The organism is Methylobacterium sp. E-066 (genome assembly GCF_022829635.1).
Lineage (GTDB): Bacteria > Pseudomonadota > Alphaproteobacteria > Rhizobiales > Beijerinckiaceae > Methylobacterium.
Map to the genome: position 1 here is coordinate 42,881 of NZ_JAKSYO010000094.1, position 22,878 is coordinate 65,758.

The 22,878-nt window shown below is 70.1% G+C and carries 25 protein-coding genes and 1 tRNA gene; 8 read left to right on the forward strand and 18 right to left on the reverse strand.

Going from position 1 to position 22,878, the window contains the following annotated elements:
- Positions 1 to 29: 29 nt before the first annotated feature.
- The 11 genes from nuoI to MKL20_RS12505 are packed head-to-tail and all read right to left on the reverse strand — an operon-like array spanning position 30 to position 9,645.
- Positions 30 to 518 (reverse strand): NADH-quinone oxidoreductase subunit NuoI, encoded by a 489-nt coding sequence (nuoI, locus tag MKL20_RS12455; protein ID WP_007560744.1) that lies wholly within the window; start codon positions 516 to 518, stop codon positions 30 to 32.
- 25 nt (positions 519 to 543) lie between these two features.
- Entirely contained in the window at positions 544 to 1,566 is a 1,023-nt protein-coding gene (gene nuoH / locus MKL20_RS12460; RefSeq protein WP_147853845.1) for an NADH-quinone oxidoreductase subunit NuoH, read from the reverse strand.
- A 10-nt stretch (positions 1,567 to 1,576) separates the two neighbouring features.
- The gene (gene nuoG, locus MKL20_RS12465; RefSeq protein ID WP_244036919.1) at positions 1,577 to 3,658 is read right to left on the reverse strand and encodes an NADH-quinone oxidoreductase subunit NuoG; all 2,082 of its coding nucleotides are present in this window, start codon (positions 3,656 to 3,658) and stop codon (positions 1,577 to 1,579) included.
- A 10-nt stretch (positions 3,659 to 3,668) separates the two neighbouring features.
- Positions 3,669 to 3,878: a hypothetical protein gene (locus tag MKL20_RS12470; protein ID WP_012319031.1), complete on the reverse strand. Its 210-nt coding sequence runs from the start codon at positions 3,876 to 3,878 to the stop codon at positions 3,669 to 3,671.
- A 4-nt stretch (positions 3,879 to 3,882) separates the two neighbouring features.
- Positions 3,883 to 5,184, reverse strand: coding sequence for an NADH-quinone oxidoreductase subunit NuoF (nuoF, locus tag MKL20_RS12475; RefSeq protein ID WP_244036920.1), 1,302 nt, complete (start codon positions 5,182 to 5,184; stop codon positions 3,883 to 3,885).
- A gap of 10 nt (positions 5,185 to 5,194) precedes the next feature.
- Positions 5,195 to 5,449 (reverse strand): hypothetical protein, encoded by a 255-nt coding sequence (locus MKL20_RS12480; RefSeq protein WP_243962883.1) that lies wholly within the window; start codon positions 5,447 to 5,449, stop codon positions 5,195 to 5,197.
- Between the two features lie 5 nt (positions 5,450 to 5,454).
- Complete coding sequence (gene nuoE / locus MKL20_RS12485) at positions 5,455 to 6,759, reverse strand: NADH-quinone oxidoreductase subunit NuoE (protein WP_244036921.1); 1,305 nt, start codon at positions 6,757 to 6,759, stop codon at positions 5,455 to 5,457.
- Between the two features lie 12 nt (positions 6,760 to 6,771).
- Positions 6,772 to 7,962, reverse strand: coding sequence for an NADH-quinone oxidoreductase subunit D (locus MKL20_RS12490; protein ID WP_243962881.1), 1,191 nt, complete (start codon positions 7,960 to 7,962; stop codon positions 6,772 to 6,774).
- A 16-nt stretch (positions 7,963 to 7,978) separates the two neighbouring features.
- The gene (locus MKL20_RS12495; RefSeq protein WP_238261884.1) at positions 7,979 to 8,629 is read right to left on the reverse strand and encodes an NADH-quinone oxidoreductase subunit C; all 651 of its coding nucleotides are present in this window, start codon (positions 8,627 to 8,629) and stop codon (positions 7,979 to 7,981) included.
- 9 nt (positions 8,630 to 8,638) lie between these two features.
- On the reverse strand, positions 8,639 to 9,238 hold the full coding sequence (locus MKL20_RS12500; protein ID WP_007560753.1) for a NuoB/complex I 20 kDa subunit family protein: 600 nt from the start codon (positions 9,236 to 9,238) through the stop codon (positions 8,639 to 8,641).
- Positions 9,239 to 9,279: 41 nt separating this feature from the next.
- The gene (locus MKL20_RS12505) at positions 9,280 to 9,645 is read right to left on the reverse strand and encodes an NADH-quinone oxidoreductase subunit A (RefSeq protein ID WP_007560754.1); all 366 of its coding nucleotides are present in this window, start codon (positions 9,643 to 9,645) and stop codon (positions 9,280 to 9,282) included.
- 342 nt (positions 9,646 to 9,987) lie between these two features.
- On the opposite strand from MKL20_RS12505, the gene MKL20_RS12510 reads away from it, so the two are divergent.
- Positions 9,988 to 10,064 (forward strand) — tRNA-Asp (locus MKL20_RS12510).
- 77 nt (positions 10,065 to 10,141) lie between these two features.
- On the opposite strand, the gene MKL20_RS12515 is transcribed toward MKL20_RS12510, so the two are convergent.
- The 3 genes from MKL20_RS12515 to MKL20_RS12525 all read right to left on the reverse strand — a co-directional run bounded on the left by MKL20_RS12515 (position 10,142) and on the right by MKL20_RS12525 (position 11,157).
- Entirely contained in the window at positions 10,142 to 10,537 is a 396-nt protein-coding gene (locus MKL20_RS12515) for a DUF6883 domain-containing protein (protein WP_244036922.1), read from the reverse strand.
- Complete coding sequence (locus MKL20_RS12520) at positions 10,534 to 10,785, reverse strand: DUF4926 domain-containing protein (RefSeq protein WP_243963084.1); 252 nt, start codon at positions 10,783 to 10,785, stop codon at positions 10,534 to 10,536. The genes MKL20_RS12515 and MKL20_RS12520 overlap by 4 nt, the downstream gene beginning before the upstream one ends.
- Before the next feature lie 66 nt (positions 10,786 to 10,851).
- Positions 10,852 to 11,157, reverse strand: a complete 306-nt coding sequence (locus MKL20_RS12525) for a DUF1127 domain-containing protein (protein ID WP_244036923.1) — start codon at positions 11,155 to 11,157, stop codon at positions 10,852 to 10,854.
- Positions 11,158 to 11,270: 113 nt separating this feature from the next.
- On the opposite strand from MKL20_RS12525, the gene MKL20_RS12530 reads away from it, so the two are divergent.
- Positions 11,271 to 12,662 carry a PLP-dependent aminotransferase family protein gene (locus MKL20_RS12530; protein ID WP_244036924.1) on the forward strand — a complete coding sequence of 464 codons (1,392 nt, stop codon included), beginning with the start codon at positions 11,271 to 11,273 and terminating at the stop codon, positions 12,660 to 12,662.
- Between the two features lie 3 nt (positions 12,663 to 12,665).
- On the opposite strand, the gene MKL20_RS12535 is transcribed toward MKL20_RS12530, so the two are convergent.
- The gene (locus tag MKL20_RS12535) at positions 12,666 to 14,003 is read right to left on the reverse strand and encodes a sensor histidine kinase (protein ID WP_244036925.1); all 1,338 of its coding nucleotides are present in this window, start codon (positions 14,001 to 14,003) and stop codon (positions 12,666 to 12,668) included.
- Positions 14,003 to 14,668 (reverse strand): response regulator transcription factor, encoded by a 666-nt coding sequence (locus tag MKL20_RS12540; RefSeq protein ID WP_244036926.1) that lies wholly within the window; start codon positions 14,666 to 14,668, stop codon positions 14,003 to 14,005. Before MKL20_RS12540 ends, MKL20_RS12535 begins: the two co-directional genes overlap by 1 nt.
- 255 nt (positions 14,669 to 14,923) lie before the next feature.
- On the opposite strand from MKL20_RS12540, the gene MKL20_RS12545 reads away from it, so the two are divergent.
- From MKL20_RS12545 to MKL20_RS12555, 3 genes are all read left to right on the forward strand, one after another.
- A complete protein-coding gene (locus MKL20_RS12545) occupies positions 14,924 to 15,604 on the forward strand; it encodes a DNA-binding protein (RefSeq protein WP_244036927.1) in 681 nt (226 codons plus the stop codon).
- 94 nt (positions 15,605 to 15,698) lie between these two features.
- A complete protein-coding gene (locus tag MKL20_RS12550) occupies positions 15,699 to 15,980 on the forward strand; it encodes a hypothetical protein (RefSeq protein WP_313902719.1) in 282 nt (93 codons plus the stop codon).
- A gap of 301 nt (positions 15,981 to 16,281) precedes the next feature.
- Positions 16,282 to 18,033, forward strand: coding sequence for an ABC transporter ATP-binding protein (locus MKL20_RS12555; protein WP_244036928.1), 1,752 nt, complete (start codon positions 16,282 to 16,284; stop codon positions 18,031 to 18,033).
- A gap of 21 nt (positions 18,034 to 18,054) precedes the next feature.
- Here the strand turns inward: MKL20_RS12555 and MKL20_RS12560 are convergent, their stop codons facing one another.
- Entirely contained in the window at positions 18,055 to 18,528 is a 474-nt protein-coding gene (locus MKL20_RS12560; protein ID WP_313902720.1) for a DUF4279 domain-containing protein, read from the reverse strand.
- The gene (locus tag MKL20_RS12565) at positions 18,515 to 18,742 is read right to left on the reverse strand and encodes a hypothetical protein (RefSeq protein ID WP_244036929.1); all 228 of its coding nucleotides are present in this window, start codon (positions 18,740 to 18,742) and stop codon (positions 18,515 to 18,517) included. The genes MKL20_RS12560 and MKL20_RS12565 overlap by 14 nt, the downstream gene beginning before the upstream one ends.
- 187 nt (positions 18,743 to 18,929) lie before the next feature.
- On the opposite strand from MKL20_RS12565, the gene MKL20_RS12570 reads away from it, so the two are divergent.
- The 3 genes from MKL20_RS12570 (at position 18,930) to MKL20_RS12580 (ending at position 22,858) form a co-directional block, all read left to right on the forward strand.
- On the forward strand, positions 18,930 to 19,805 hold the full coding sequence (locus MKL20_RS12570) for an aldose 1-epimerase family protein (protein WP_244036930.1): 876 nt from the start codon (positions 18,930 to 18,932) through the stop codon (positions 19,803 to 19,805).
- Between the two features lie 3 nt (positions 19,806 to 19,808).
- On the forward strand, positions 19,809 to 20,531 hold the full coding sequence (locus tag MKL20_RS12575) for a uroporphyrinogen-III synthase (RefSeq protein ID WP_244036931.1): 723 nt from the start codon (positions 19,809 to 19,811) through the stop codon (positions 20,529 to 20,531).
- 95 nt (positions 20,532 to 20,626) lie between these two features.
- Positions 20,627 to 22,858 (forward strand): translation initiation factor 2, encoded by a 2,232-nt coding sequence (locus tag MKL20_RS12580; RefSeq protein ID WP_244036932.1) that lies wholly within the window; start codon positions 20,627 to 20,629, stop codon positions 22,856 to 22,858.
- Positions 22,859 to 22,878: the final 20 nt, after the last annotated feature.

The window sequence follows — 22,878 nt, forward strand, 5'->3', positions numbered from 1 at the left end:
AGCCGGCAACCACCTCTCGGAACGATGCCCTAGCGATACGGCGCATCCATCGCGATGTTGCGCGCGATCTCGCGCTCCCAGCGGTCGCCGTTCAAGAGAAGCTTCTGCTTGTCGTAGAGCAGCTCCTCGCGGGTCTCGACCGAGAATTCGAAGTTCGGCCCCTCGACGATGGCGTCCACCGGGCAGGCCTCCTGGCACATGCCGCAATAGATGCACTTCACCATGTCGATGTCGTAACGGGTGGTGCGGCGCGTGCCGTCGTTGCGGCGCGGGCCCGCCTCGATGGTGATCGCCTGGGCCGGGCAGATCGCCTCGCAGAGCTTGCAGGCGATGCACCGCTCCTCGCCGTTGGGATAGCGGCGCAGGGCATGCTCTCCCCGGAAGCGCGGGCCGCGATGGCCCATCTCGAAGGGATAGTTGATCGTTGCCTTCGGCTTGAAGAAGTAGCGCATGCCGAGGATCATCCCCGATACGAACTCCTTCAAGAGAAGACTCTTGGCAACCTGATCCAGCTTCATGCCGTGATCTCCGGATTTCGTTGGATCACGCGCCCGGGGCCAGGCCGGTGAGCTTCAACACGAAGGCCACGACCACCACCGAGACGAGCGAAATGGGCAAAAACACTTTCCAGCCGAGGCGCATGAGCTGATCGTAGCGGTAGCGCGGCACGATGGATTTCACCATCGCGAACAGGAAGAACAGGAAGCTGGCCTTCAGGATGAACCAGATCACGCCCGGCACCCAGGTGAACGGCGCGAACGGGATCGGCGACAGCCAGCCGCCCAGGAACAGCACGGTGCCGAGCGCGCACATGCTCATGATGGCGACGTACTCGCCGAGCATGAACAGCAGATAGGGTGTCGAGGAGTATTCCACCATGTAGCCGGCCACCAGCTCCGACTCGGCCTCCGGCAGGTCGAAGGGCGGGCGGTTGGTCTCGGCCAGCGCCGAGATGAAGAACACCACGAACATCGGGAACAGCCACAGCCAGTACCAGCCGAACAAGCCGAGGCTGGTGTCCTGCGCCATCACGATGCGCGAGAGGTTCAGCGAGCCGGCGCAGAGCAGCACGCAGATGATCACGAAGCCGAGCGAAACCTCGTAGGAGATCATCTGCGCCGCCGAGCGGAGCGCGCCCAGGAAGGCGTATTTCGAGTTCGACGCCCAGCCGCCCATGATGACGCCGTAGACGCCGAGCGACGAGATCGCGAAGATGTAGGTGATGCCGACATTGATGTCGGCGATCGCCCAGCCATCGGCCAGCGGGATCACCGCCCAGCTCGACAGGGCCAGCATCGCGAAGACCAGCGGCGCCAGCAGGTAGATCGCCTTGTTGGCGCCCGCCGGGATCACCGGCTCCTTCAGGACGAACTTGAGCAGGTCGGCGAAGGATTGCAGCAGCCCGAACGGCCCGACCACGTTGGGCCCGCGCCGGAGCTGCACCGCCGCCCAGATCTTCCGGTCGGCGAGCAGCGCGTAGGCGATGAAGACGAGCAGCGCCGAGAGCAGCACGAAGCTCTTCAGCACGATCAGGAGAACGGTCCCGAGGATTTCGAGCGAGGTCATCGTGAGATCCCTACTCTGCCGCCGCGAGCGGCCGCGACTCGGCGGCGCGCTCGCGGGCGAGGCGCGAGCACTCGGCCAGCACCCGCGAGGCGCGGGCGATGGGGTTGGTGAGGTAGAAGTCGGTCACCGGGGAGGCGAAGGCGGGGCCATTGGTAGCGCCGCCGAGGCCCGCCAGCCGATCCACGGCCGCCGCGACATCGCCGGTCTCCACGGTGCCGACCGCCGCGAAATGCGGGTGGGCGGCGTAGAGGGCCCGGCGCAGCGCAGTGAGCGAATCGAACGGCAGGCGTTGGCCCAGAACGTCCGACAGGGCGCGCAGGATCGCCCAATCCTCACGGGCATCCCCCGGCGGGAAGCCGGCGCGGTTGCCCATCTGCACCCGGCCTTCCGTGTTCACCCAGGTCGCGGACTTCTCGGTATAGGCCGCGCCCGGCAGGATCACGTCCGCCCGGGAGGCGCCGCGGTCGCCATGGGTGCCCTGGTAGATCACGAAGGCGCCCGGCGCCACGTCGTGCTCGTCGGCGCCGAGATTGAACAGCACGTCGACGCCGCCGGCCGCCAGCATGGCCGGGAAGCCGAGGCCGCCCTCCCCCGGCACGAAGCCGAGATCGAGGGCGCCGACCCGGGCCGCGGCCGTGTGCAGAACGCCGAAGCCGTTCCACTCGGGGCCGATCGCACCGATCTCCTTGGCGAGCGCTGCCGCCGCCGCCAGGATGCCGGGCTCGACGTTGGCGCCGACGATGACCAGCGGCGCCTTCGCGGCCTTGAGGGTCTCGAGGAAGCTGTGCTCGCCGCGGGCGAGGCCCGCCAGTGATTCGGGGCCGGCGCCGATGTAGTGGCTCGGATAGGTCAGGTCGACCGGCTCGCCGATCACCCCGACCGCGAGCGGGCCCATGCGCCAGCGCTTGCGGATCCGGACGTTGAGGAGCGAGGCCTCGGTGCGCGGGTTGGCGCCGACGATCAGGATCGCGTCCGCGGCCTCGATGCCCGGGATGGTCGGGTTGAACAGGTAGGAGGCGCGGCCGAGCGTCGGATCGAGCCCGGTCTCGGTCTGCCGGCAATCGAGGTTGGGCGTGCCCAGCGCGCGCATCAGCTCGCGCAGGGCAAAGATCTCCTCGACGCCCGCGAGGTCGCCGACCACGGCGCCGATGCGCTTGGGATCGGTCGCCTTCACCTTGGCGGCGATGGCCTGGAACGCCTCGCCCCAGGAGGCGGGCCGCAGCCGGCCGTTCTCGCGCAGGTACGGGCGGTCGAGGCGCTGCATCCGCAAGCCATCGACATGGTAGCGGGTCTTGTCGGAGATCCACTCCTCGTTGATCTCTTCGCTGACCCGCGGCTCGATCTGCATCACCTCGCGGCCGCGGGTGTCGATGCGGATCGACGAGCCGACCGCGTCCATCACGTCGACCGATTCGGTCTTGTTCAGCTCCCAGGGCCGGACGTTGTAGCTCTGCGGCCTGTGCACCAGGGCGCCCACCGGGCAGAGGTCGGCGACGTTGCCCTGGAGCTCCGAGGCCATGGACTGCTCGAGGTAGCTGGTGATTTCCATGTCCTCGCCGCGGCCGATGGCGCCGAGGTCGGGCACGCCCGCCACCTCCGCCAGGAAGCGCACGCAGCGAGTGCAGTGGATGCAGCGGTTCATCGCGGTCCGCACCAGCGGGCCGATATGCTTCTCCTCGACTGCGCGCTTGTTCTCCTGGTAGCGGGTCGAATCGACCCCGTAGGCCATCGCCTGGTCCTGTAGGTCGCAATGGCCGCCCTGGTCGCAGATCGGGCAATCGAGCGGGTGGTTGATGAGGAGGAACTCCATCACCCCTTCCCGGGCCTTCTTGGTCAGGCCGGAGCGGGTCAGCACCTCCGGCGGCTCGCCGTTCGGGCCGGGGCGGCAATCCTTCACCGCGTAAGCGCAGCTCGCCACCGGCTTGGGCGCACCCTTCAGCTCCACCAGGCACATCCGGCAATTGCCGGCGATCGACAGGCGCTCGTGGAAGCAGAAGCGCGGGATCTCGGCCCCCGCGGCCTCGCAGGCCTGGAGCAGCGTGTATTCGGCCGGAACCTCGACCTCGGTGCCGTCGACGAGGATTTTTGTCATCGGTGCAATCTCAGTGCGGGGCGTCGGCCAGATCGAGGCGCCGCTCGATGCGCTCGATGCGAAGCTCGACCCTGTCGATCCGCCGGTGAACGCCGGCCAGGTTTTCCTCGACCGCGGCCATGCGGCCCTTCAATTCGCGGACATCGTCGCTCAGGCGATCGACCTTCTCGTCGATGCGCCGCAGATAGACGAGCATCAGGTTGTCCGGCTGGCTCGTCATCGGCCTACTCTGCGGCCATCGGGATCGGGTCGGGATGCGGGTTGGCCGTGTAGCGGTCGATCCGCTTCTCGATCTCGGGGCGGAAGTGCTTGATCAGGCCCTGGATCGGCCACGCCGCCGCGTCGCCGAGCGCGCAGATCGTATGACCCTCAATCTGCTTGGTGACCTCGAACAGCATATCGATCTCGCGCTTCTGCGCCCGGCCCTCGGCCATGCGCAGCATCACGCGCCACATCCAGCCGGTGCCCTCCCGGCAGGGCGTGCACTGGCCGCACGACTCGTGCTTGTAGAAGTATGAGATGCGGGCGATCGCCGCGACGATGTCGGTGGACTTGTCCAGCACGATCACCGCCGCCGTGCCGAGGCCGGAGCCGAGGCCGCGCAGGGTGTCGAAATCCATCTTGGCGTCGATGATCTGGTCGGCCGGCACCAGCGGCACCGAGGAGCCGCCCGGGATCGAGCAGAGCAGGTTGTCCCAGCCGCCGCGCATGCCGCCGCAATGTCGGTCGACCAGCTCGCGGAAGGTGATGCCCAGCTCCGCCTCGACGTTGCACGGCTTGTTGACGTGCCCCGAGACGCAGAACAGCTTGGTGCCGGTGTTGTTCTTGCCGCCGAGCCCGGCGAACCAAGCGCCGCCCCGGCGCAGGATCGTGCCGGCCACCGCGATCGACTCGACGTTGTTGACCGTCGTGGGGCAGCCGTAGAGGCCCATATTGGCCGGGAAGGGCGGCTTGAGCCGCGGCATGCCCTTCTTGCCTTCGAGGCTCTCGATCAGCGCCGTCTCTTCGCCGCAGATATAGGCGCCGGCGCCGTGGTGGACGTAGATGTCGAAGGGAAAGTCGTGCACGTTCGACTGGCCGACGAGACGGGCCTCGTAGGCCTCGTCCACCGCCCGCTGCAGGGCGTGCTTCTCGGCCACGTACTCGCCGCGGATGTAAATGTAGCAGGCATGCGCGCCCATGGCGAAGCAGGCCAGCATGCAGCCCTCGATCAGGAGATGCGGGTCGTGCCGCATGATCTCCCGATCCTTGCAGGTGCCCGGCTCCGATTCGTCGGCGTTGACGACGAGGTAGTGCGGGCGCCCGTCGGACTTCTTGGGCATGAACGACCACTTGAGGCCGGTGGGGAAGCCCGCGCCGCCGCGGCCGCGCAGGCCCGACGCCTTCATCTCCTCGATGATCCAGTCGCGGCCCTGCTCCAGGAGGAACTTGGTCCCGTCCCACGCGCCGCGCTGCTTGGCAGCCTCCAGGCCCGGCGAATGCAGGCCGTAGAGGTTGGTGAAGATGCGATCCTGATCTGCGAGCATGAGCTGTCTCTTAGCGGACCGGAGTGTCGATGATGTCGAGGCGGCGCTCGATCCGGGCGAGTCGCGAGTCGAGGGCACCGAACGCTTCGTAGAGGTTGCCGATATCGGTCTGCACGGCGTTCATCTGCACCTGCTGGGCCTGCTGGTTACCGCGCACGCCCTTCAGCTCGCCACGCACCTCGCGCAGACCGTCGTCCAGAGTCCCGAGGCGCGTCTGCACTGCTTTCAGTACCTCGTAGATCAGTTCGTTCGTCACCTCGGCCATCGCGGTCAGGTCCCGGTGGCCGACAGCGTCTGAGCCTGCCCGACCCAGTTCTCCCGGTCGATGCGACCCGGGAACGCGAGGTACGTCCCGACCCAGGTGATCTCGTCGCGGGTCCAGGCGGCGATCTGGTCGAAATGGTAGATGCCAAGCCCGTTCAGGCGCTGGCTGTTGCCTGGGCCGATGCCCTTGATCCGGGTGAGATCGTCCGGCTTGCCGGCGCGGGCAGCGTCGAGGCCGGCCGGCCGGGTGCCGACCGCGTTCGCCTTCTGCTCCGGGGTCGCGTCCTTCGGCAGGGCGGCGAGCGCTCCGGCGACGCGGGCCTCCTCGGCTTCCGCCGCGACCTCGCCCTCGCTGGCGCCGGAGGCCTCCGGCTGCGGCGGCGGCGTATCCCGAGTCAGGCTCGATTGCGTTCCGGCCTCGGCCCCCGCCGCCTCGCCGGCGGCTGCGGCAGGGCTCGTGCCGGGCACATTCGCAGCGGTCCGATCCTCCGGCTTGACCGGCTCCTCACCCCGCGCGGCGCGCTGGGCGGGGGCGTCGGACGACGGCCGTTCCGTCTGCCGGCCGGCATCGGGCCTGGCGGGCTTCGGGTCGGCGGCGGCGCGCTGCTCGCTCGACCGAGCCTCGTCCGTCTTCGCATCCTGATCCTCAGGCTTTGCGGTGTCCTCGAAGCGCTTGCGCCAAGCCCCGACCCGGGACCCGTCGAACAGGGTCGGATCGGTGAGCGTGTCCGGGCCGCCCTGCGGCTCGGAGGCCTGGCGCCCGGTCTGCGAGCCGACCTTGACCGGCCGGCCGGCCGCGAGGTCGTCCATCAGCGTGCCGAGCGATTCGGGCGTCAGATCCTCGTAGTAATCCTGGTTGATCTGCACCATCGGGGCGTTGCAGCAGGCGCCCAGGCACTCGACTTCGAGCCAGGAGAAATTGCCGTCGGCCGAGACGTGGCCGGAGGGGCCGAGGCGCGCCTCGAGCATCTCCTTCAGGCCCCGAGCGCCGCAGGAATCGCACGGCACCGTGCCGCAGACCTGGATCCAGAAGCGGCCCACCGGCTCCAGGGCGAACATCGTGTAGAAGGTCGCCACCTCCAGCACGCGAATGTTGGGCATGCCGAGCTCGGCCGCCACAGCCTCGATGGCTGCCCGCGGCAGCCAGCCGCCGTTCTGCTCCTGCGCCTTCCAGAGCAGCGAGATCACCGCGGAGGCCTGGCGGCCCTCCGGGTACTTGGCGATCTGGGTCTTGGCCCAGGCGGCGTTCTCGGGGGAGAACGCGAAGCTCTCGGGCTGCTCAGAGGCCGGCGCGAGTCTGCGGTTTGCCATCCTGCTAACGCCTTACCGATCCACTTCGCCGAACACGATGTCGAGGGTGCCCAGCACGCACGACACGTCGGCCAGAAGGTGCCCCCGGCACATCCAATCCATCGCCTGAAGATGCGCGAAGCCTGGCGCGCGGATCTTGCAGCGGTACGGCTTGTTGGTGCCGTCGGACACGAGATAGACGCCGAACTCGCCCTTGGGCGCTTCCACGGAGGCGTAGACTTCGCCCTCCGGTACGTGGAAGCCCTCGGTGTAGAGCTTGAAGTGGTGGATGAGCGCTTCCATAGAGCGCTTCATCTCGCGGCGCGGCGGCGGCGCGAACTTGCCGTCGATGGCGGCGATCGGGCCCTGCCCGGCCGGCTCGCGCAGCTTGGCGCAGCACTGCTTCATGATCTTGGCCGATTCCCGCATCTCCTCCATGCGGATCACCTGCCGATCATAGGTGTCGCCGTTCCGGCCCACCGGCACGTCGAACTCCATCTCCTCGTAGCACTCGTAGGGCTGCGCCTTGCGCAGGTCCCACGGGATGCCCGAGCCGCGCAGCATGACGCCGGAAAAACCCCACTCCATGCACTCGTCCACCGACACGATGCCGATATCGACGTTGCGTTGCTTGAAGATGCGGTTGGCCATGACGAGGTCGTCGAGATCCTGGACGACCTGCAGGAACGGGTCGCAGAACGCCTCGATATCGTCGATCAGCTTGGGCGGCAGGTCCTGGTGGACGCCGCCCGGCCGGAAGTAGTTGGCGTGAAGCCGAGCGCCCGAAGCGCGCTCGTAGAAGATCATCAGCTTCTCGCGCTCCTCGAAGCCCCAGAGCGGGGGCGTAAGGGCGCCGACATCCATCGCCTGCGTGGTGACGTTGAGCAGGTGCGACAGCAGCCGGCCGATCTCGCAGAACAGCACGCGGATCAGCTGCGCGCGCCGGGGCACCTCGATCCCCGCGAGCTTCTCGATCGCCAGGCAGAAGGCGTGCTCCTGGTTCATCGGCGACACGTAGTCGAGCCGGTCGAAATAGGGCGTCGCCTGCAGATAGGTCTTGTGCTCGATCAGCTTCTCGGTGCCGCGGTGCAGCAGCCCGATATGCGGATCGACCCGCTCGACCACCTCGCCGTCCAGCTCCAGCACAAGGCGCAGCACGCCGTGCGCTGCCGGGTGCTGCGGGCCGAAATTGATCGCGAAGTTGCGGATGTTGTGTTCTGTCACTGACAGTCTCCGCGGTTCAGGCCGACGTCTTCTTCTCGTCTCCGGGCAGCACGTAGTCGGTGCCTTCCCACGGAGACAGGAAGTCGAAGTTGCGGAACTCTTGGGTGAGCTGGACGGGCTCGTAGACGACCCGCGCCTCGTCCTGGTCGTACCGGACCTCAACGAAGCCGGTCAGCGGAAAATCCTTGCGCAGGGGGTGCCCCTCGAACCCGTAATCGGTGAGCAGGCGGCGCAGGTCCGGATGCCCCGAGAACAGGATGCCGTAGAGGTCGTAGGTCTCGCGCTCGTACCAGTTGGCGGCCGGAAAAACCTCGATCGCCGAGGGGACCGGGGTCACCTCGTCGGTCTGCACCTTCACCCGGATGCGCGCGTTGTGGCGCAGCGAGAGCAGGTGGTAGACCACGTCGAAGCGCTTCTCGCGCTGCGGATAATCCGCGCCGCAGATGTCGATGAAGCTGCGGAACGCGCAGGCCGGGTCGTCGCGCAGGTAGGTCAGCGCGTAGACGATGTCGGAGGCCTGGACCACCAGGGTCAGCTCGCCGAATGCGATAGCGTGCGACACCACCGCCGGGCCGAGCGCGCCGGTAACCCGCTCGGCCAGCGCCGTCAGGGCAGCCGCGCCGCTCTCCGGCTGCGTATGCGACAGGATCGAGATGCCGTTGGTCATGGCCGCTCCTCAGCGCTCGATCGTGCCGGTGCGGCGGATCTTCTTCTGGAGAAGCAGCACGCCGTAGAGCAGCGCCTCGGCGGTGGGCGGGCAGCCGGGCACATAGATGTCCACCGGTACCACCCGGTCGCAGCCGCGCACCACCGAGTAGGAATAGTGATAGTAGCCGCCGCCGTTGGCGCAGGAGCCCATCGAGATCACGTAGCGCGGCTCCGGCATCTGGTCGTAGACCTTGCGCAGGGCCGGAGCCATCTTGTTGGTCAGGGTGCCGGCGACGATCATCACGTCGGACTGGCGCGGCGAGCCGCGGGGCGCGAAGCCGAAGCGCTCGCAATCGTAGCGCGGCATCGACATCTGCATCATCTCGACGGCGCAGCAGGCGAGCCCGAAGGTCATCCACATCAGCGAGCCGGTGCGGGCCCAGTTGATCAGCTCGTCCGTGGTGGTGAGCAGGAAGCCACGGTCGGCCAGCTCGTCGCTGATCGACAGGAAGGTCGGATCGTCGGCGCCGATCGGCCGGCCGGTGTTGGGATCGATGATCCCCTTGGGCTGGGGCGCGACCGCGGGGGCGCGGGACAGGCTGTGGGTCGTGTCGGTGATCAGGGCCATCGGCGACTCGGAATGCGGTGCGGGCAGGCTGCTGTTGCGAATCAATCCCACTCGAGGGCGCCCTTGCGCCACTCGTAGACGAAACCGACCGTCAGCACGCCCAGGAAGACGATCATCGACCAGAAGCCGAACCAGCCAAGGTCTCCGAAGGTGATCGCCCACGGGAACAGGAACGCGACCTCGAGATCGAAGATGATGAACAGGATCGCCACGAGGTAGAACCGCACGTCGAACTTCATGCGGGCATCGTCGAAAGCATTGAAGCCGCACTCGTAGGCCGAGAGCTTCTCCGGATCCGGGCTCTTGAAGGCGACCAGGAAGGGCACGACCAGCAGCGCGGTGGCGATGAACAGAGCAACGCCGATGAACACGATGAGCGGAAGATAGTCCGCCAACAATCCGGTCATGCCAGGGCCTCGCGAGAGCGTCTCGTATCGACGTGGGAAACCGCGGTGCGCCGCCGAACCGGATTCGCCCGTGGAATTGTTCTTATGCCAGGATGCGCGCGGCCGGAGGCTTAGTCGAGCCGCCGATCCGTGACAATGGCTTGCCGCGTCGCACAACGTGCACGCCCTGTCTTGTGTAGGGATGTGGGAGCACGCGGCAGCCCTGCAACACGACGCAAGCGCGCAGCCCCTCCAGCGGGCCTTGGCGCAAAACCGTCACGGACACGCTTGACAGCTCCGGGCCTGGCCCATACACCCCGCCCCGTCGCCGGGCGAAACGCCCCTTCGAGGCGACCACGCCGTGCGGGCGTAGCTCAGTTGGTTAGAGTGCCGGCCTGTCACGCCGGAGGTCGCGGGTTCGAGTCCCGTCGCCCGCGCCACTTCCATAAGTCTCTTAAAATCAGAATTTCGGTTTGCCCTTCGCTCGCGTCGGAGGCGTCCTATCGAGTTCGCGTTGTTAGGGCGTTTTGGGGCCTGACACGGAGAACTTCGATGATGCGTTGCGCCGTGCGGGCAGCGGGATGACGGTAAGGAGGCGACCGTAAAGGTCCTCTTCGATGAGCCAGACGGAGCGAATCCATAGTTCCCGGCCATCGACACCCTTAATTGGGCCTTCGCAGACGATGCGCCTGGACCCAACCGCGTCGAAAATCATTTGCGCGTCCGGCGCGGACACGTAATGGCTCACCAAGGCATCTGCCAGAATGTTCGGCTGATCCGCTGAAAATCCGAAGCGAAGCAAAAACTTTGCCTTCGAGCCCCCCTTCGGGTGCGTAGGATTCAGCAAGTAACCGACGATCTTCTCGCCCTGGATGCGCAACCCCAGGAGTGCCGGCAGGCCCGCGCGACTCACGGCGTGTGGCGACCAGTGCGTCTCAGATTGACTGGTAGCACTGTCGCGAGGGCACCCGCCGGCTCCGGAAATTCGACGAAAAAGGCTTCGCCGCCCTTCCAGACGCCGACGATGGTCCCTTCGGTGCCGGCCGGGATCGTATCGCCGTCATCGGTCACGACTGGTGCCAGCGCGACCACGTCATCGAGATCCCGAAGCGTGGCCCCGGGATCCTCCTTCCGCAGCAGGTATGAGAAGTCGACCGACATGTCTTGAGATTGGCGCCTGCGATGAGCGTGCGCAAGTCGATGACCCCCGCACAGCGGACCGAAGCCTCAGGCCGAGGGCCAGCCGCCCACGCACCGCCCCCGGCGGCGCGCGTCCCGCCGCCCCACCAGCAACGCGATGGCATCGTGCCGTCCCGGTACGCCCGCGTCGGCGACGTCCTGCGGAGTCAGCCCGATATCCTTCAGCTCCCGCGCCGACAGGGTCGAGAGCCGGTGCAGGACGCGCCGGTTCATCGCCGCGCGCGACAGTCCCGTCCGCACCTCCACGGCGGCCTCGGCGATCGCCTGGATGGACCGGGCGAGCCAGGACGGCCGGCCTGCGGCATGGGCGGTCTCAGTGAGGCACTGGTCCATGATTCGATCCTCCGTCTGTCCGGAACCCGGCGATCTTGACCACACGGGACTGGCGGCGACAGGAACAGTTCGGTACGATTTGGAAGAATTGTCCGGTCGGAAAGGCAGTACGGATGCAGGTCGCCATTAAGGCCGCCGGGACGCGCGTCGAGACCGTGGCCGGCGAGATCCGCGAGCGGATCGCGGCGCGCCATCTCGTGCCTGGGGTCCGGATCCCGTCGGTGCGGGCGTTCGCGGAATCCATGGGCGTGTCGAAATCGACCGTGGTGGAGGCCTATGACCGGCTGGCCGCCGAGGGCACCCTGGTGGCGCGGCCGGGCTCGGGCTTCTACGTCGCCGGCAAGACCCGGCCGCTCTCACTCCAGGCGATGGGCCCCCGGCTCGACCGGATCGTCGATCCCCTGTGGATCACCCGCCAGGCCCAGCAGGCCGGTGCGGACCAGCTCAAGCCCGGGGCCGGCTGGCTGCCGGATTCCTGGATGCCGCACGAGGCGCTCCGGCGGGGCCTGCGCCGGGTGGCGCGGGCGGACCTCGCCGAGATGACCAATTACGACCGGCCGCTCGGCTACGAGCCCCTGCGGATCCAGATCGCCCGCAAGATCGCCGAGAAGGGCGTCGGCGCCGAGCCGGGCCAGATCGTGCTGGTCGAATCGGCCACCCAGGCTCTCGACCTGGTCTGCCGGTTCCTGCTCCAGCCGGGCGACACCGTGCTGGTGGACGATCCCTGCTACTTCAACTTCCTGGCGCTGCTGCGGGCGCACCGGGTCTCGGTGGTCGGCGTGCCGCTGACCCCGGAGGGGCCGGACCTGCGGGCCCTCGGGAGCCTGCTCGAACGGCACCGACCGCGCTTCTACCTGACCAACGCGGCGCTCCAGAACCCCACCGGCGCGAGCCTCGCCCCGGCCATCGCCCACCGGCTGCTGAAGCTGTGCGAGGCGCACGACACCCTGATCGTCGAGGACGAGATCTTTGGCGATCTCGAACCGGAGCCCGCCCCGCGCCTCGCCGGGTTCGACGGGCTGGAGCGGGTGATCCAGATCGGCAGCTTTTCGAAGACCCTGTCGGCGGCGGCGCGCTGCGGCTGGATCGCGCTCCGGGCCGACTGGGTCGAGCCCCTGGTCGACCTGAAGCTCGCGCTCAGCCTCGGCAACGGCCACGTCACAGCGGCACTGGTGCACAGCCTGATCACCGAGGGCTGCTATCGCCGGCACCTCGCCGAGACCAAGCGGCGGCTCGCCGGCGCCATGGTCCAGGCCTCGGCCGAGCTCGGCGCCTGCGGCCTGGAGCCGTGGGCCCAGCCCCGGGGCGGCTTCTTCCTGTGGATGCGGCTGCCGGACGGGCGCGACGGCGCCGAGGTGGCGCGCCGGGCGCTGGCGCAGGGCATGGTCCTGGCCCCGGGCACGGCGTTCAGCCTGTCCGACGACTGGAACGGCTACATGCGCTTCAACGTCGCCCACTGCATCGACCCGCGCATCCGGCCGATCTTGAGGGCGGCGCTTGCGTGACTCTCACGCCGGCAAGGTCAGCTCCGCCTTCAGGCCTCCGAGATCCGAGCGCCCGAGGGTGAGGCCGCCGCCGTAGAGCTCGGCGAGTTCGAGGGTGATCGGCAGCCCGAAGCCGTGGCCCGGCACGCCCTCGTCGAGGCGGCGCCCGCGGGCCATGACCGCTTCGGCGGCCGCGCCGTCCAGGCCCGGCCCGTCATCCTCGACCCGCACCCCGATTCCACCCGCCTGGCCGGAGGCCGCGACCCGGACCCGGGTGCGGCACCAGCGGCAGGCATTGTCGACCAGATTGCCGAGCATCTCGTCCAGATCCTGCCCCTCGCAGGGCACCGACAGGTCGTCCGGCACGGCGAGCTCGATCGCCACACCCTTCTCGGCATAAAGGCGCACCAGCGCGTCGCGCAGGTCCGAGACCCGGGGGGCCAGGGGCGTGCGCGTCCGGGCCGAACCGGCGAGCGCCGCCGCCCGGGCCCGGCGCAGGTGGTGGCGGACCCGCCGGTCCATGTCGTCGACCTGGAGGCGCAGCGCCCCGCCGGGGTCGCGGGCCGGGTCGGCCAGGGCCATCGACAGGGTCGCGAGCGGCGTCTTGAGGGCGTGGGCCAGGTTGGCGACGTGGCCGCGGGCGCGCTCCAGGTTCTGGGCGTTCTGGTCGAGCAGCGCGTTGAGCTCCGTGACCAACGGCTTGATCTCGGCGGGCTGCTCCTCCGGCACCCGCTCTCGGCGCCCGGCGCGCACGGCCGCGAGGTCGGCCCGCAGGCGTCGCAAAGGCGCCAGGCCGAGGCGGACCTGCAGCGCCAGACCGGCGATCAGGCAGAGGCCGAGCACGCCGAGCGCCAGGGCTAGGCTGGTCAGGGCTTCGCGCAGGGGGCCGTACAGGGCCGCCCGGGGCGCCGCCGCGACGATCGTGGCAGGGGGCGTCCCCGGCACGTCGAGGATGCGCAGGATCAGCCGCTCCCCCCGCGGCCCGGTGCCGTCCGCGGGGTGCGGGTGGTCGGGATCGTCGTCGGGGCCCGGCTCGGTGACGGTGATGTGGCCGCCCCGCAGGGAGCCCGAGCCGAAGGTCTCGGACCCCCGGCGCACCTCCCAGGCCCAGCCGGGGCCGTCCCGGTCGAAGGGCGGCGCGTCGCGGTTCTGGGACAGCAGCCCCGCCTCCAGACCGGCCCGGAGGGCGACGATCTGGGCGTCGAGATGCCCCTCGATCTGCCCGCGGACGAAGCGGTGCAGGATCACCCCGATGGCGAGGCCGGCCACCACCAGGGCGGCAAGCACCAGTACCACGGCGGCGGCCAGCAGGCGGGTCCGCAGGGAGCGGCGGAGCGGTGGTCTTTTCTTCGGCGGCGGCATCAGGCCGGATCCGCGTGCAGGCGGTAGCCGTGGCCGCGCACGCTCTCGATCCGGGCCGGGGCAATCTTCCGGCGCAGGCGGGTGATGATCACCTCCACGGAGTTCGAATCGACATCCGCGTCGCCCTCGTAGACCCGCTCGATCAGGTGCGGGCGCGGCACCACCGCGTCGCGGTTGAGCATCAGGCAGGACAGGACCCGCCATTCGAGGCCCGTGAGCTTGAGCGGCAGGCCCTCGTGCTCGAAGGCGCCGAGCCCCGTGTCGAAGCTCAGGGGGCCGCAGGCGATCCGGCTCGCTCCGCCGCCCTGCGACCGGCGCACCAGGGCGCGCAGGCGGATCACCAGTTCCTCCACCCGGACCGGCTTGACCAGGTAATCGTCCGCCCCCGCCTTGAAGGCCGCGACCTTGTCGCTCCAGCCGTCCCGGGCGGTGAGCACCAGCACCGGCAGGGTCCGCCCCGCCGCCCGCCAGGCCAGCAGCACCGAGACGCCGTCGCCCTTGGGCAGGCCGAGATCGAGCACCACCGCGTCGTAGCCCTCGGTCTCGCCGAGATGCTGGGCGTCCTCGCCGGTGGCGGCCCGGTCGAGGACGAAGTTCTCCGCCCGCAGGACCTTGGCTAGGGCGTCGGCGAGCGCCGCGTCGTCCTCCACCAGCAGGATTTTCAAGAGTTCGCCCTCCCCGTGCCTCGGCCGCCGGACATCACAACGCTGCGGGAAGTTAGGGCCGTCTTCTGACGCTGCCCATCAATCCGGCCTCCCGGATCGGCTGGCGCCGCCAAGTCCTTGATCGCCCGCGCGTCTCGGCCATAGGCGGGCGGGTTTAACCGGGTCTGAACCGGGCGGTTCAGACCGGATTTGAGGGCGCGCCTTAGGAAGGGGCCACGGACCGATCGGGTCCCGAACCTTCAAAGGACGACACCGATGAGCGACGACAACACCATCGACGGCACCGCCCGCGAGATCCGCGAGCCGGCCCCCGCCAAGACAGCCAAAAAGATCCCGGCGCGGAGCTGGGTGGTGGCCGCGATCGCCGCGCCCCTGGCGCTCGGCGCCGCCGGCCTGTCCCTGGCGCAGGGCAATGCGTTCCAGCCGACGCCGGTGGATCCGGTGGCGATCCAGGCGCTCGCCCCGTCGAGCGCCACCGCCATCAAGGGCGAGGTCGCCGAGATTTTTGGCAACAAGTTCGTGGTCCAGGACCCCACCGGCCGGGCGCTGGTCGAGACCGGTCCCGCCGGCGAGGGCGGCAACCTCGTCGCCAAGGGCGAGGCCGTGACCGTGCAGGGCCGCTTCGAGACCGGGTTCCTGCATGCCAGCGTCCTGACCCATGGCGACGGCCGCAAGGTGGTGATCGGCCCGGCCGGCGGGCCGCCGACCGGCAGCCTCGACTGGGCCAAGGACAAGCTCGGCCTCGGGCCCACCCCGGACGTGCCGGCGCTGACCGCCGCCGTCCAGGCCGCCGGCTACGGCGACGTGCGGGTGACCGGCCGCGGCCCGCGCCACCTCGAGGTGGCAGCCAAGGACCGCGACGGGCGCGAGCATCAGCTCCATGTCGGCTTCGACGGCCAAGTCCGCGAGCGGCCGGTCCCGGGCGCCCGGCTCTGACGGCGTGATGCAACCGTTTCGGCCCTGCCGCGTCCTCCTTGTCACTCACCCGGACAGGAGGCGCGCCTTGGAACCGATGAAGCCGATGGAACCCATGAAGCCCATGGAACCGATGAAGCCGATGAAGGGTATGGAGCCCTTCTGGCCCAAGGACCTGGGCGACCCCTCGACCAGCGGCTCCCAGAACGGGATGAAATACGCGTTCTTCCCGGACAAGCACCGGCTCCTGATCGAGCGCGACGGCCAGGTCTCGACCTACGACAGCGGCGACCACCGGATCGGCGGCGTCTCGCAGTCGGACGGCAGCACGAAGTCGCTGACCTTCTCCAGCCAGAACGGCCACGTGGATCTGGGCTCGCTGAAGAAGCTCGACTGACGATCGGGCTGGGCGCCCGCTCTCCCACCCACCCCCCTCATCCTGAGGTGACCGGCGATCGAAGATCGCTGGGCCTTGAAGGAGGGCTCCAGGGATCGCGCGGCCGGCTGGAGGGCTCCTTCGAGCCCTCCGCTTCGCTCCGTCGCCTTAGGATGAGGGAGTGGGTGGGAGGCCGGTGTTCCCGAAGCACCGGAGCGGATCCGCACCGCCCCCTCCTACCCCCAACCACCTTCCCCTCCGGCGCCGAGCCCTCTAAGCCCGGCCCTGCCATGCGAGCCCTCCCGCCGATCCGTCCCGAACCATGCGCGCGCTGATCGAGCTCGTGCGCATCATGCGCGCGCGCGACCGGCGGCGGCTCGCCTTGATCGCGCTGGGGCTGGCGGTCGCGGCCCTGCTGGAGGTGGTCGGCGTCGCCTCGGTGATCCCGTTCCTGACCTTGGTCGGCGATCCGTCGGCGGCGACCCGGGTGCCGTATCTGGCCCAGGCTCGCGAAGCCCTCGGCCTCGCCGACGAGCGCAGTTTCTTGCTGGTCACCGGTGGGGCGGCGCTGCTCGCGATCCTGACCACTGCGGTTGTCAATGCCGGGCTGACCTACGCGCAACTGCTGTTCACGCATCTGGCCGGCTACGGCTTCAGCCGGCGGCTGCTGTTCCGCTATCTCGACCGCGAGCGGCTGTTCTTCGCCCAGGCCAATAGCGCGGAACTCGCCAAGAACGTCCTGTCCGAGACCGACCGGCTGGTGGTCGGCGTGCTGACCCCGGCCACCGTCCTGGCCTCCCGGGCGACCTCCGCGCTCGCGGTGATCGTCTTCCTGCTGGCCTACGCGCCGCAACTCGCCCTGATCCTCGGGGGTGGGTTCGGCGGCCTCTATGTCGGGATCTACCTGATCATGCGGGCCCGGCTCGCCCGGCTGGGCGGCCGCTCGGTGGCCGACAACGAGGCCCGGTTCCGGATCGTGCAGGAGACCTTCGGCGCACTCACCGAACTGAAGCTCTACGGTCGGGCCGAGGCTTTTGCCGGCCGGTTCGACGCCCCGGCCAGGGCCTACGCGGTCGCGACCGCGGCGAGCCTGCTCACCGGCCAGATGCCCCGCTTCGTCATTGAGGCCCTGGCCTTCGGCGGGGTGATCGTGGTGGTGCTGTTCGCCCTGGCCCAGGGGCTCGACGTCGCCGGGATCCTGCCGCTGCTCGGCCTGTTCGCCTTCGCGGGCTACCGGATGCTGCCGGCCTTCCAGAACATTTTCACCTCGCTCTCGCTGATGCGCTTCTACCGGCCGGTGGTGCAGGTGATCGTCGACGAGCTCGCCGACGAGCGCAGCCCCGTGGCCCGCACGTCCGAGCGTCTCCCCTTCGCGCACAAAATCCGGCTGGAGGGGATCGGCTTCGATTACGGCACCGGCCGGCCGGCGCTGGCCGGCATCGACCTGACCATCCCGGTCAACACCACGGTGGGGCTCGCCGGCCGCACCGGCTCGGGCAAGTCGACCCTGGCGGGCCTGCTGCTGGGGGTGCTCACCCCGGGCACGGGCCGGATCACCGTGGACGGGCGGGTGCTCGACGCAAGCACCCTCCCCGCCTGGCAGAACCGCATCGGCTACGTCCCGCAGGATGTCTTTCTCGTGGACGGCACGGTGGCCGAGAACATCGCGCTCGGCCTCGACGCGCCGGACCTCGCGGCCGTCGAGCGCGCGGCCCGGCTCGCCGGCGCCCACGATTTCGTGGCCGCCCTGCCCCGGGGCTACGGCGAACGGGTCGGCGAGCGCGGGGCGCGGCTCTCCGGCGGCCAGCGCCAGCGCGTCGGCATCGCCCGGGCGCTCTATCACGACCCGGACGTGATCGTGTTCGACGAGGCGACCTCGGCGCTCGACGATGAGACGCAAGGAGCGGTGATGCGCGCCCTGCGGGCGCTCTCGGGCCGGCGCACCCTGATCCTGATCGCCCACCGCCTGTCTACCCTGGAGAGCGCCGACGCGGTCCATGTGCTGGAGGCGGGCCGGCTCGTCGCCTCCGGGCCGCCGGAGACCATCCTGCCGGAGCTGGGAACGGTGGCGTGAGGAGTGCGCGACTGGATCGTATCAGGCGGCCCGACCTTCGACCGCTCCGGGGTCACGGCCTTTAGTCGAGAAGTCGGTCTCGATGCCCCCCCGCAGGCTGCCGATCAGATTTTCGAGACGCGAATTCAACGGCGGAGGCGTCGCACCGGCCTGCCCGAACCAGAACAGCGTGAGCAGTGTGCACAAGGCTTCCATCTCGACGACCGCCTTCAGGCGATCGAACCGGGACGCCTCCCCGGCCAGCCTCTCGATGAGAAAATTGGCGTGGTCGTTCAGATCGTGCGTCCCGACCAGGCCCTTGGTGTTCAGGAACCAGTAGCCGGTCTGGCCAACCTTCTCCAATCCCCTCTTGCCCAGCTTGAACAACTCGCCCTTCCTGTAGGCGAGGGTGGGGGGAACCTGCAGGATGTCCGTGACAGCGGATGGGTCGAGCGCGTCGCCCTCGAAGCGGAGCGTTGCGAAGGCTCGGAGCGGGGATGCTTCAGTCCTCATCATAGATGTTGCCGATCTCCTCGCCACGTGCGTCGGTTACGTCCCCGTTGTCATAGATGATGATGCTGTCCGCTCCGCGTAGCCCGGCCGCCGCCTTTATGGCGTGGATGGCGCCGCCGACCGTCTCCTCATCCAGATTCAGCTTCTCACTGACATAGGAAACTGGGCTTCCACCCCTGTTCCAGATGACCCGTCGCCGCGTGTGCTCCTGGATCATCGTGGGGACGTGAACTCCTTCCGGAATTCGTCGACTCGTTCGATCCGGCGTCCGGAAGCGCCGAGTTTATCCCGGACCTGTGAGTTGGCAACCTGAGGCAACGCGCCGCCTATCCGATACACGCGCCCCTTGCGTCCCGGCCCGCGTTCGTTACCTCGGCTGTCCGAGGATCGCCCGGGAGGCCCGCTTGAGCACGCGCATCGACCTGACCGCGCCGGACGGCACCACGGCCACGCTGTCCACCCACGGGGCCGAGCCGGTCTCCTGGCGGGTCGGCGGGACCGAGTATCTGTGGAGCGGCGACCCGGCGCATTGGAACCGGCACGCCCCCTGGCTCTTCCCGGTGGTCGGCGCCTCGGCCGGCGGAAAGGTGAAGGTCGGGTCCGAGAGCTACCCGATGGCCCAGCACGGCTTCGCGCGGGACCTGCCCTTCGCGGTGGTGGAGCGCAGCGCCGACGCGGTGATTCTGCGGCTGACCGACGGGCCGGAGACCCGGGTGCATTACCCCTTCGCCTTCCGGCTCGACATCGCCGCCAGGGTTCGCTTAGCGGGCCTCGACCTCGACGTCACCGTGGCCAACACCGGCGACGCGCCCCTGCCCTACGCGCTCGGGTTCCACCCGGCCTTCCCATGGCCCTTCGCGGGCGGCACGCGGGCCAAGGATGGTGGCTACGCAGTCGAATTCGAGCAGGCAGAGCGTCCGTTCGCGCCCCAGGTCGGCCCCGGCGGCCTGCTGCTGCGCGAGGAGCAGCCGATCCCGATCACGGGCCATACGCTGCCCCTCGACCCAAGCATCTTCACCGAAGCGTTCGTGTTCCGGAACGCGAAGAGCCGCCGGATGCGCTTCACCGGACCCGACAAGGCGATCCGCATGGAGATGGCCGATTTCCCCCATCTCGCCGTCTGGACGAAGCCGACCGCGCCGTTCCTGTCGCTGGAATGCTGGACCGGCTACGCCGACTGGGCGGATTTTTCCGGGCCCCTCGTGGCGCGCGATTCGCAGCGCCTGCTGCCGCCGGGGGCGCAGGCACGTCACGGCGTCCGCCTGACCCTGGAAGCCTAGCGCTTGCGCGTCTGGGTCGCCCGGCCCGAGCCGGGGGCCGCCCGGACCGGTGCGGCCCTTGCGGCGCGCGGGCATACGGCCCTCGTCGCCCCCGTGCTGGCGGTGCGGCCGACCGGTGCGGCGGTGCCCGAGGGACCCTTCGACGGGCTGCTGCTCACCAGCACCAACGCGGTGCCGGCGCTGCGGGACGCGGCCGTCTTGCTGCGCGGCCTGCCGGTCTTCGCGGTCGGGGCCCGAACCGCCGCGCTCGCTCGCGCGGCCGGCCTCGGGCCGGTCCGGGAGGGGCCGGGCGACGCGGCCGGGCTCGCCGCCCTGGTCGCGGCGGCGCTGCCCGCCGGTGGCCGCCTGCTCCACGCCACCGGGACCGCGCGCAAACCCGAGCCTGCAGCGAGCCTGACGGCCGCCGGATTCGCGGTCGTGATCGTCGAGATCTACGCGGCGGCGCCCGTTCTCACCCTGCCCGCTTCCGTGGGCGACGCGCTCGCGGGCGGGGGCCTCGATGCCGTGCTGCACTATTCCCGCCGCAGTGCGGCTGTCGCGCTCGCGCTCGCGGACGGATCGGGACACGGCGGAGCTTTCCGCCGCCTGAGGCATTACTGCCTGTCGGCTGATGTCGCGTTCCCCCTGGAAGCCGCCGGGATCCCGGTCCATGTCGTGGCGGCACGACCGCGAGAAACGGACCTGCTCGATGCCCTCGCGCCGCGCCTCGGTGACGGCGCGCGGTGACAGCGGGACAGAGCCGCCGTATCTCGCCCTCGCGCCCGGTGCCGCCGCGGTGCTACGGGGGCGCGGCGACCGCCGAAGAGTTGGAGGACTTGCCCGTGACGCCACCACCCAGCGACGCCGACAAGCCCGGAACCGGCGGTCCGAAGCCGGGCGGCGCCCCGTCCACGCCCGTGCAGCCCGATCCCGGCCGGACCGAGTCCCGGCCCGGCGCCAAGTCGCCCGCTCCCACGGTGGGCGGCGCCAGGCCTGCGCAGGCCCCTGCGAATCAGCCGGCGACGCCCGGCACGGGATCCCCGTCGGCCAACCCGCCTAATCCGGCGACCGATCCGGTCTCGGCCGCCAAGCCGGGCACGCCCGGTCCGGCCGACGGTAAGCCCGAAGCCGGCAAACCAGTCGGTCCCACGGATCAGTCCAAGCCTTCCGCCGCTGCGCCGGGCCGCCCTGGTGACGGACAGCCTGCGGCGTCGCAGCCCGGCGCGACGGCGTCGTCCGGTCCCGAGGCCGCCAAGCTGGCTTCGGGTGTTGCTGGGACGAAGCCCGAGCCCGGGAAGCCCGAGCCGGGCAAGCCTGACTTCGGCAAGCCTGACGCCGGCAAGACCGAAGCCGGCAAGACCGAGTCGGCCAAGCCGGATCCCACGAAGCCAGATTCCATGAAGCCGGATCCCGCCAAGCCCGGCCAGCCGGGCGCGGGGGCGCAGGCGGGCGGCGGTCCCCGTCCCGGCGCTGCGGCCTCGGGCGCCGCGGCCGCCGCGATGACGGCCGGACCGATCCTCGACCTAAAGGCCAAGCGCATTCCCGATCCGCCGGCGTCCGGCCAGGACGCCGCGAAGGACGCATCCAAGGATGGCGCGAAGGACGCCGCCAAGGAAGCGTCGAAGGGACCCGCGAAGGGACCGGTCCCGACCTCGACGGCCTTGACGGGCGCGACCCCGCCAGGCGGCCGTGCCCGGGCCGGCTTCGGATCCCTGGCGGCGGCCGGACTGCTCGGCGGCCTGATCGGCGCGGGCGCGCTGTTCGGTGCCGAGCGCGCCGGCCTCGGCGGCGGTCTGCGACCGAACGCACCCGACTCGACCCTGTCCGGCCAAGTCGCGTCCCTCGACAAGCGCGTGGATGGGCTCGCCCCGCGCGACGCCGTCACCGATCTCGACAAGCGGGTCGCCGCCGCCGAGGCCGCGGCGCGTCAGGCGTTGGAGAAGGCTCCGGCGCCCGGCGCCGCTGCGCCAGACGGGCAGGCCCCCGCGGCGGCCTCGGCCGTGCCGGCCGATCTCGCGGCGCGCCTCGACAGCCTCGATCAGCGGGTGGCCGCGCTGCAAGAGGAGCCCGGGCGGGATCAGGGGAGCGATTCGAAGCTCGGCGTGGCCCAGGCCGGCGATCCCAAGCCGATCGCCGATCTCGACGCGCGGGTGAAGGCGCTTGAGGCCGATCAGCCCAACAAGGGCGAGGTCGCCGAGGCGTCGAAAAAAGTCGCCGCCCTACAGGGCGAGGTCGAGCAGCGGACAAAGGCCAATGCCGAGGCCGACGCCGCCCTGGGCCAGCGCCTCGACACCCTGCAGCAGGCCCTCGACGCCCGGGTGAAGGCTGCCACCGAGGCGGTCCAGGCGGCCACGCAGGCGAGCCGCACCGCCGCCGAGGCCGGGCAGGCCCAGGCGGCCGAAGCCACGAAGGCGGTCGATCGCCGCCTGCAGGAGCAGGCCGACAAGATCGCCGCCCTGGACAAAGGCCTGGCCCAGCGGGCCGAGGTCTCGACCGTCCAGGCGGCCCTGCGGGTCGTGGTGGCCGATCGCGTCGCCTCGGCGCTGGCGGCCGGCATGCCCTACGCTGAGCCGCTGGCGACCCTGCGCAAGCTCGACCCGGGCGCGGAGTCCCAGGCCGCGGCGCTCGCGCCCTTCGCCGAAAAGGGCGCGCCGACCACGGCCCAACTCGCCAACGCGTTCCGGCCGGTCGCCGAGCAGATCGCCGCCAAGCGCCGGTCGCAGCGGGCCAAGAGCGCGGCCGAGACCGGCGATTTCCGCACCAAGCTCCTGAGCATGGCCGACGGACTGGTGCAGGTGCGCAAGGTCGACGCTGCCGCCCCGGCCCCGGAGGAATCCGACGAACCGGAGGCCAAGGTCCAGGCGGCGCTCGACCGCGGCGACCTGCCGGCGGCGTCTGCGGCCTTCGCGGCCCTGCCGGCCGAGGCGCGGGACCAGGCGGGCGATTTCGCCGCCAAGCTCAAGGCCCGGGCCGCCGCCGAGGAGGCCGTGCGGACGCTGCTCGCCGGCGCCTTCAAGGCCTTGCCGACGGATGCGGCCCCCGGTGCCGCGCCGGCGGCTCCGGCCGCCCGATAGTGACGGCGCCAATCCGCGCA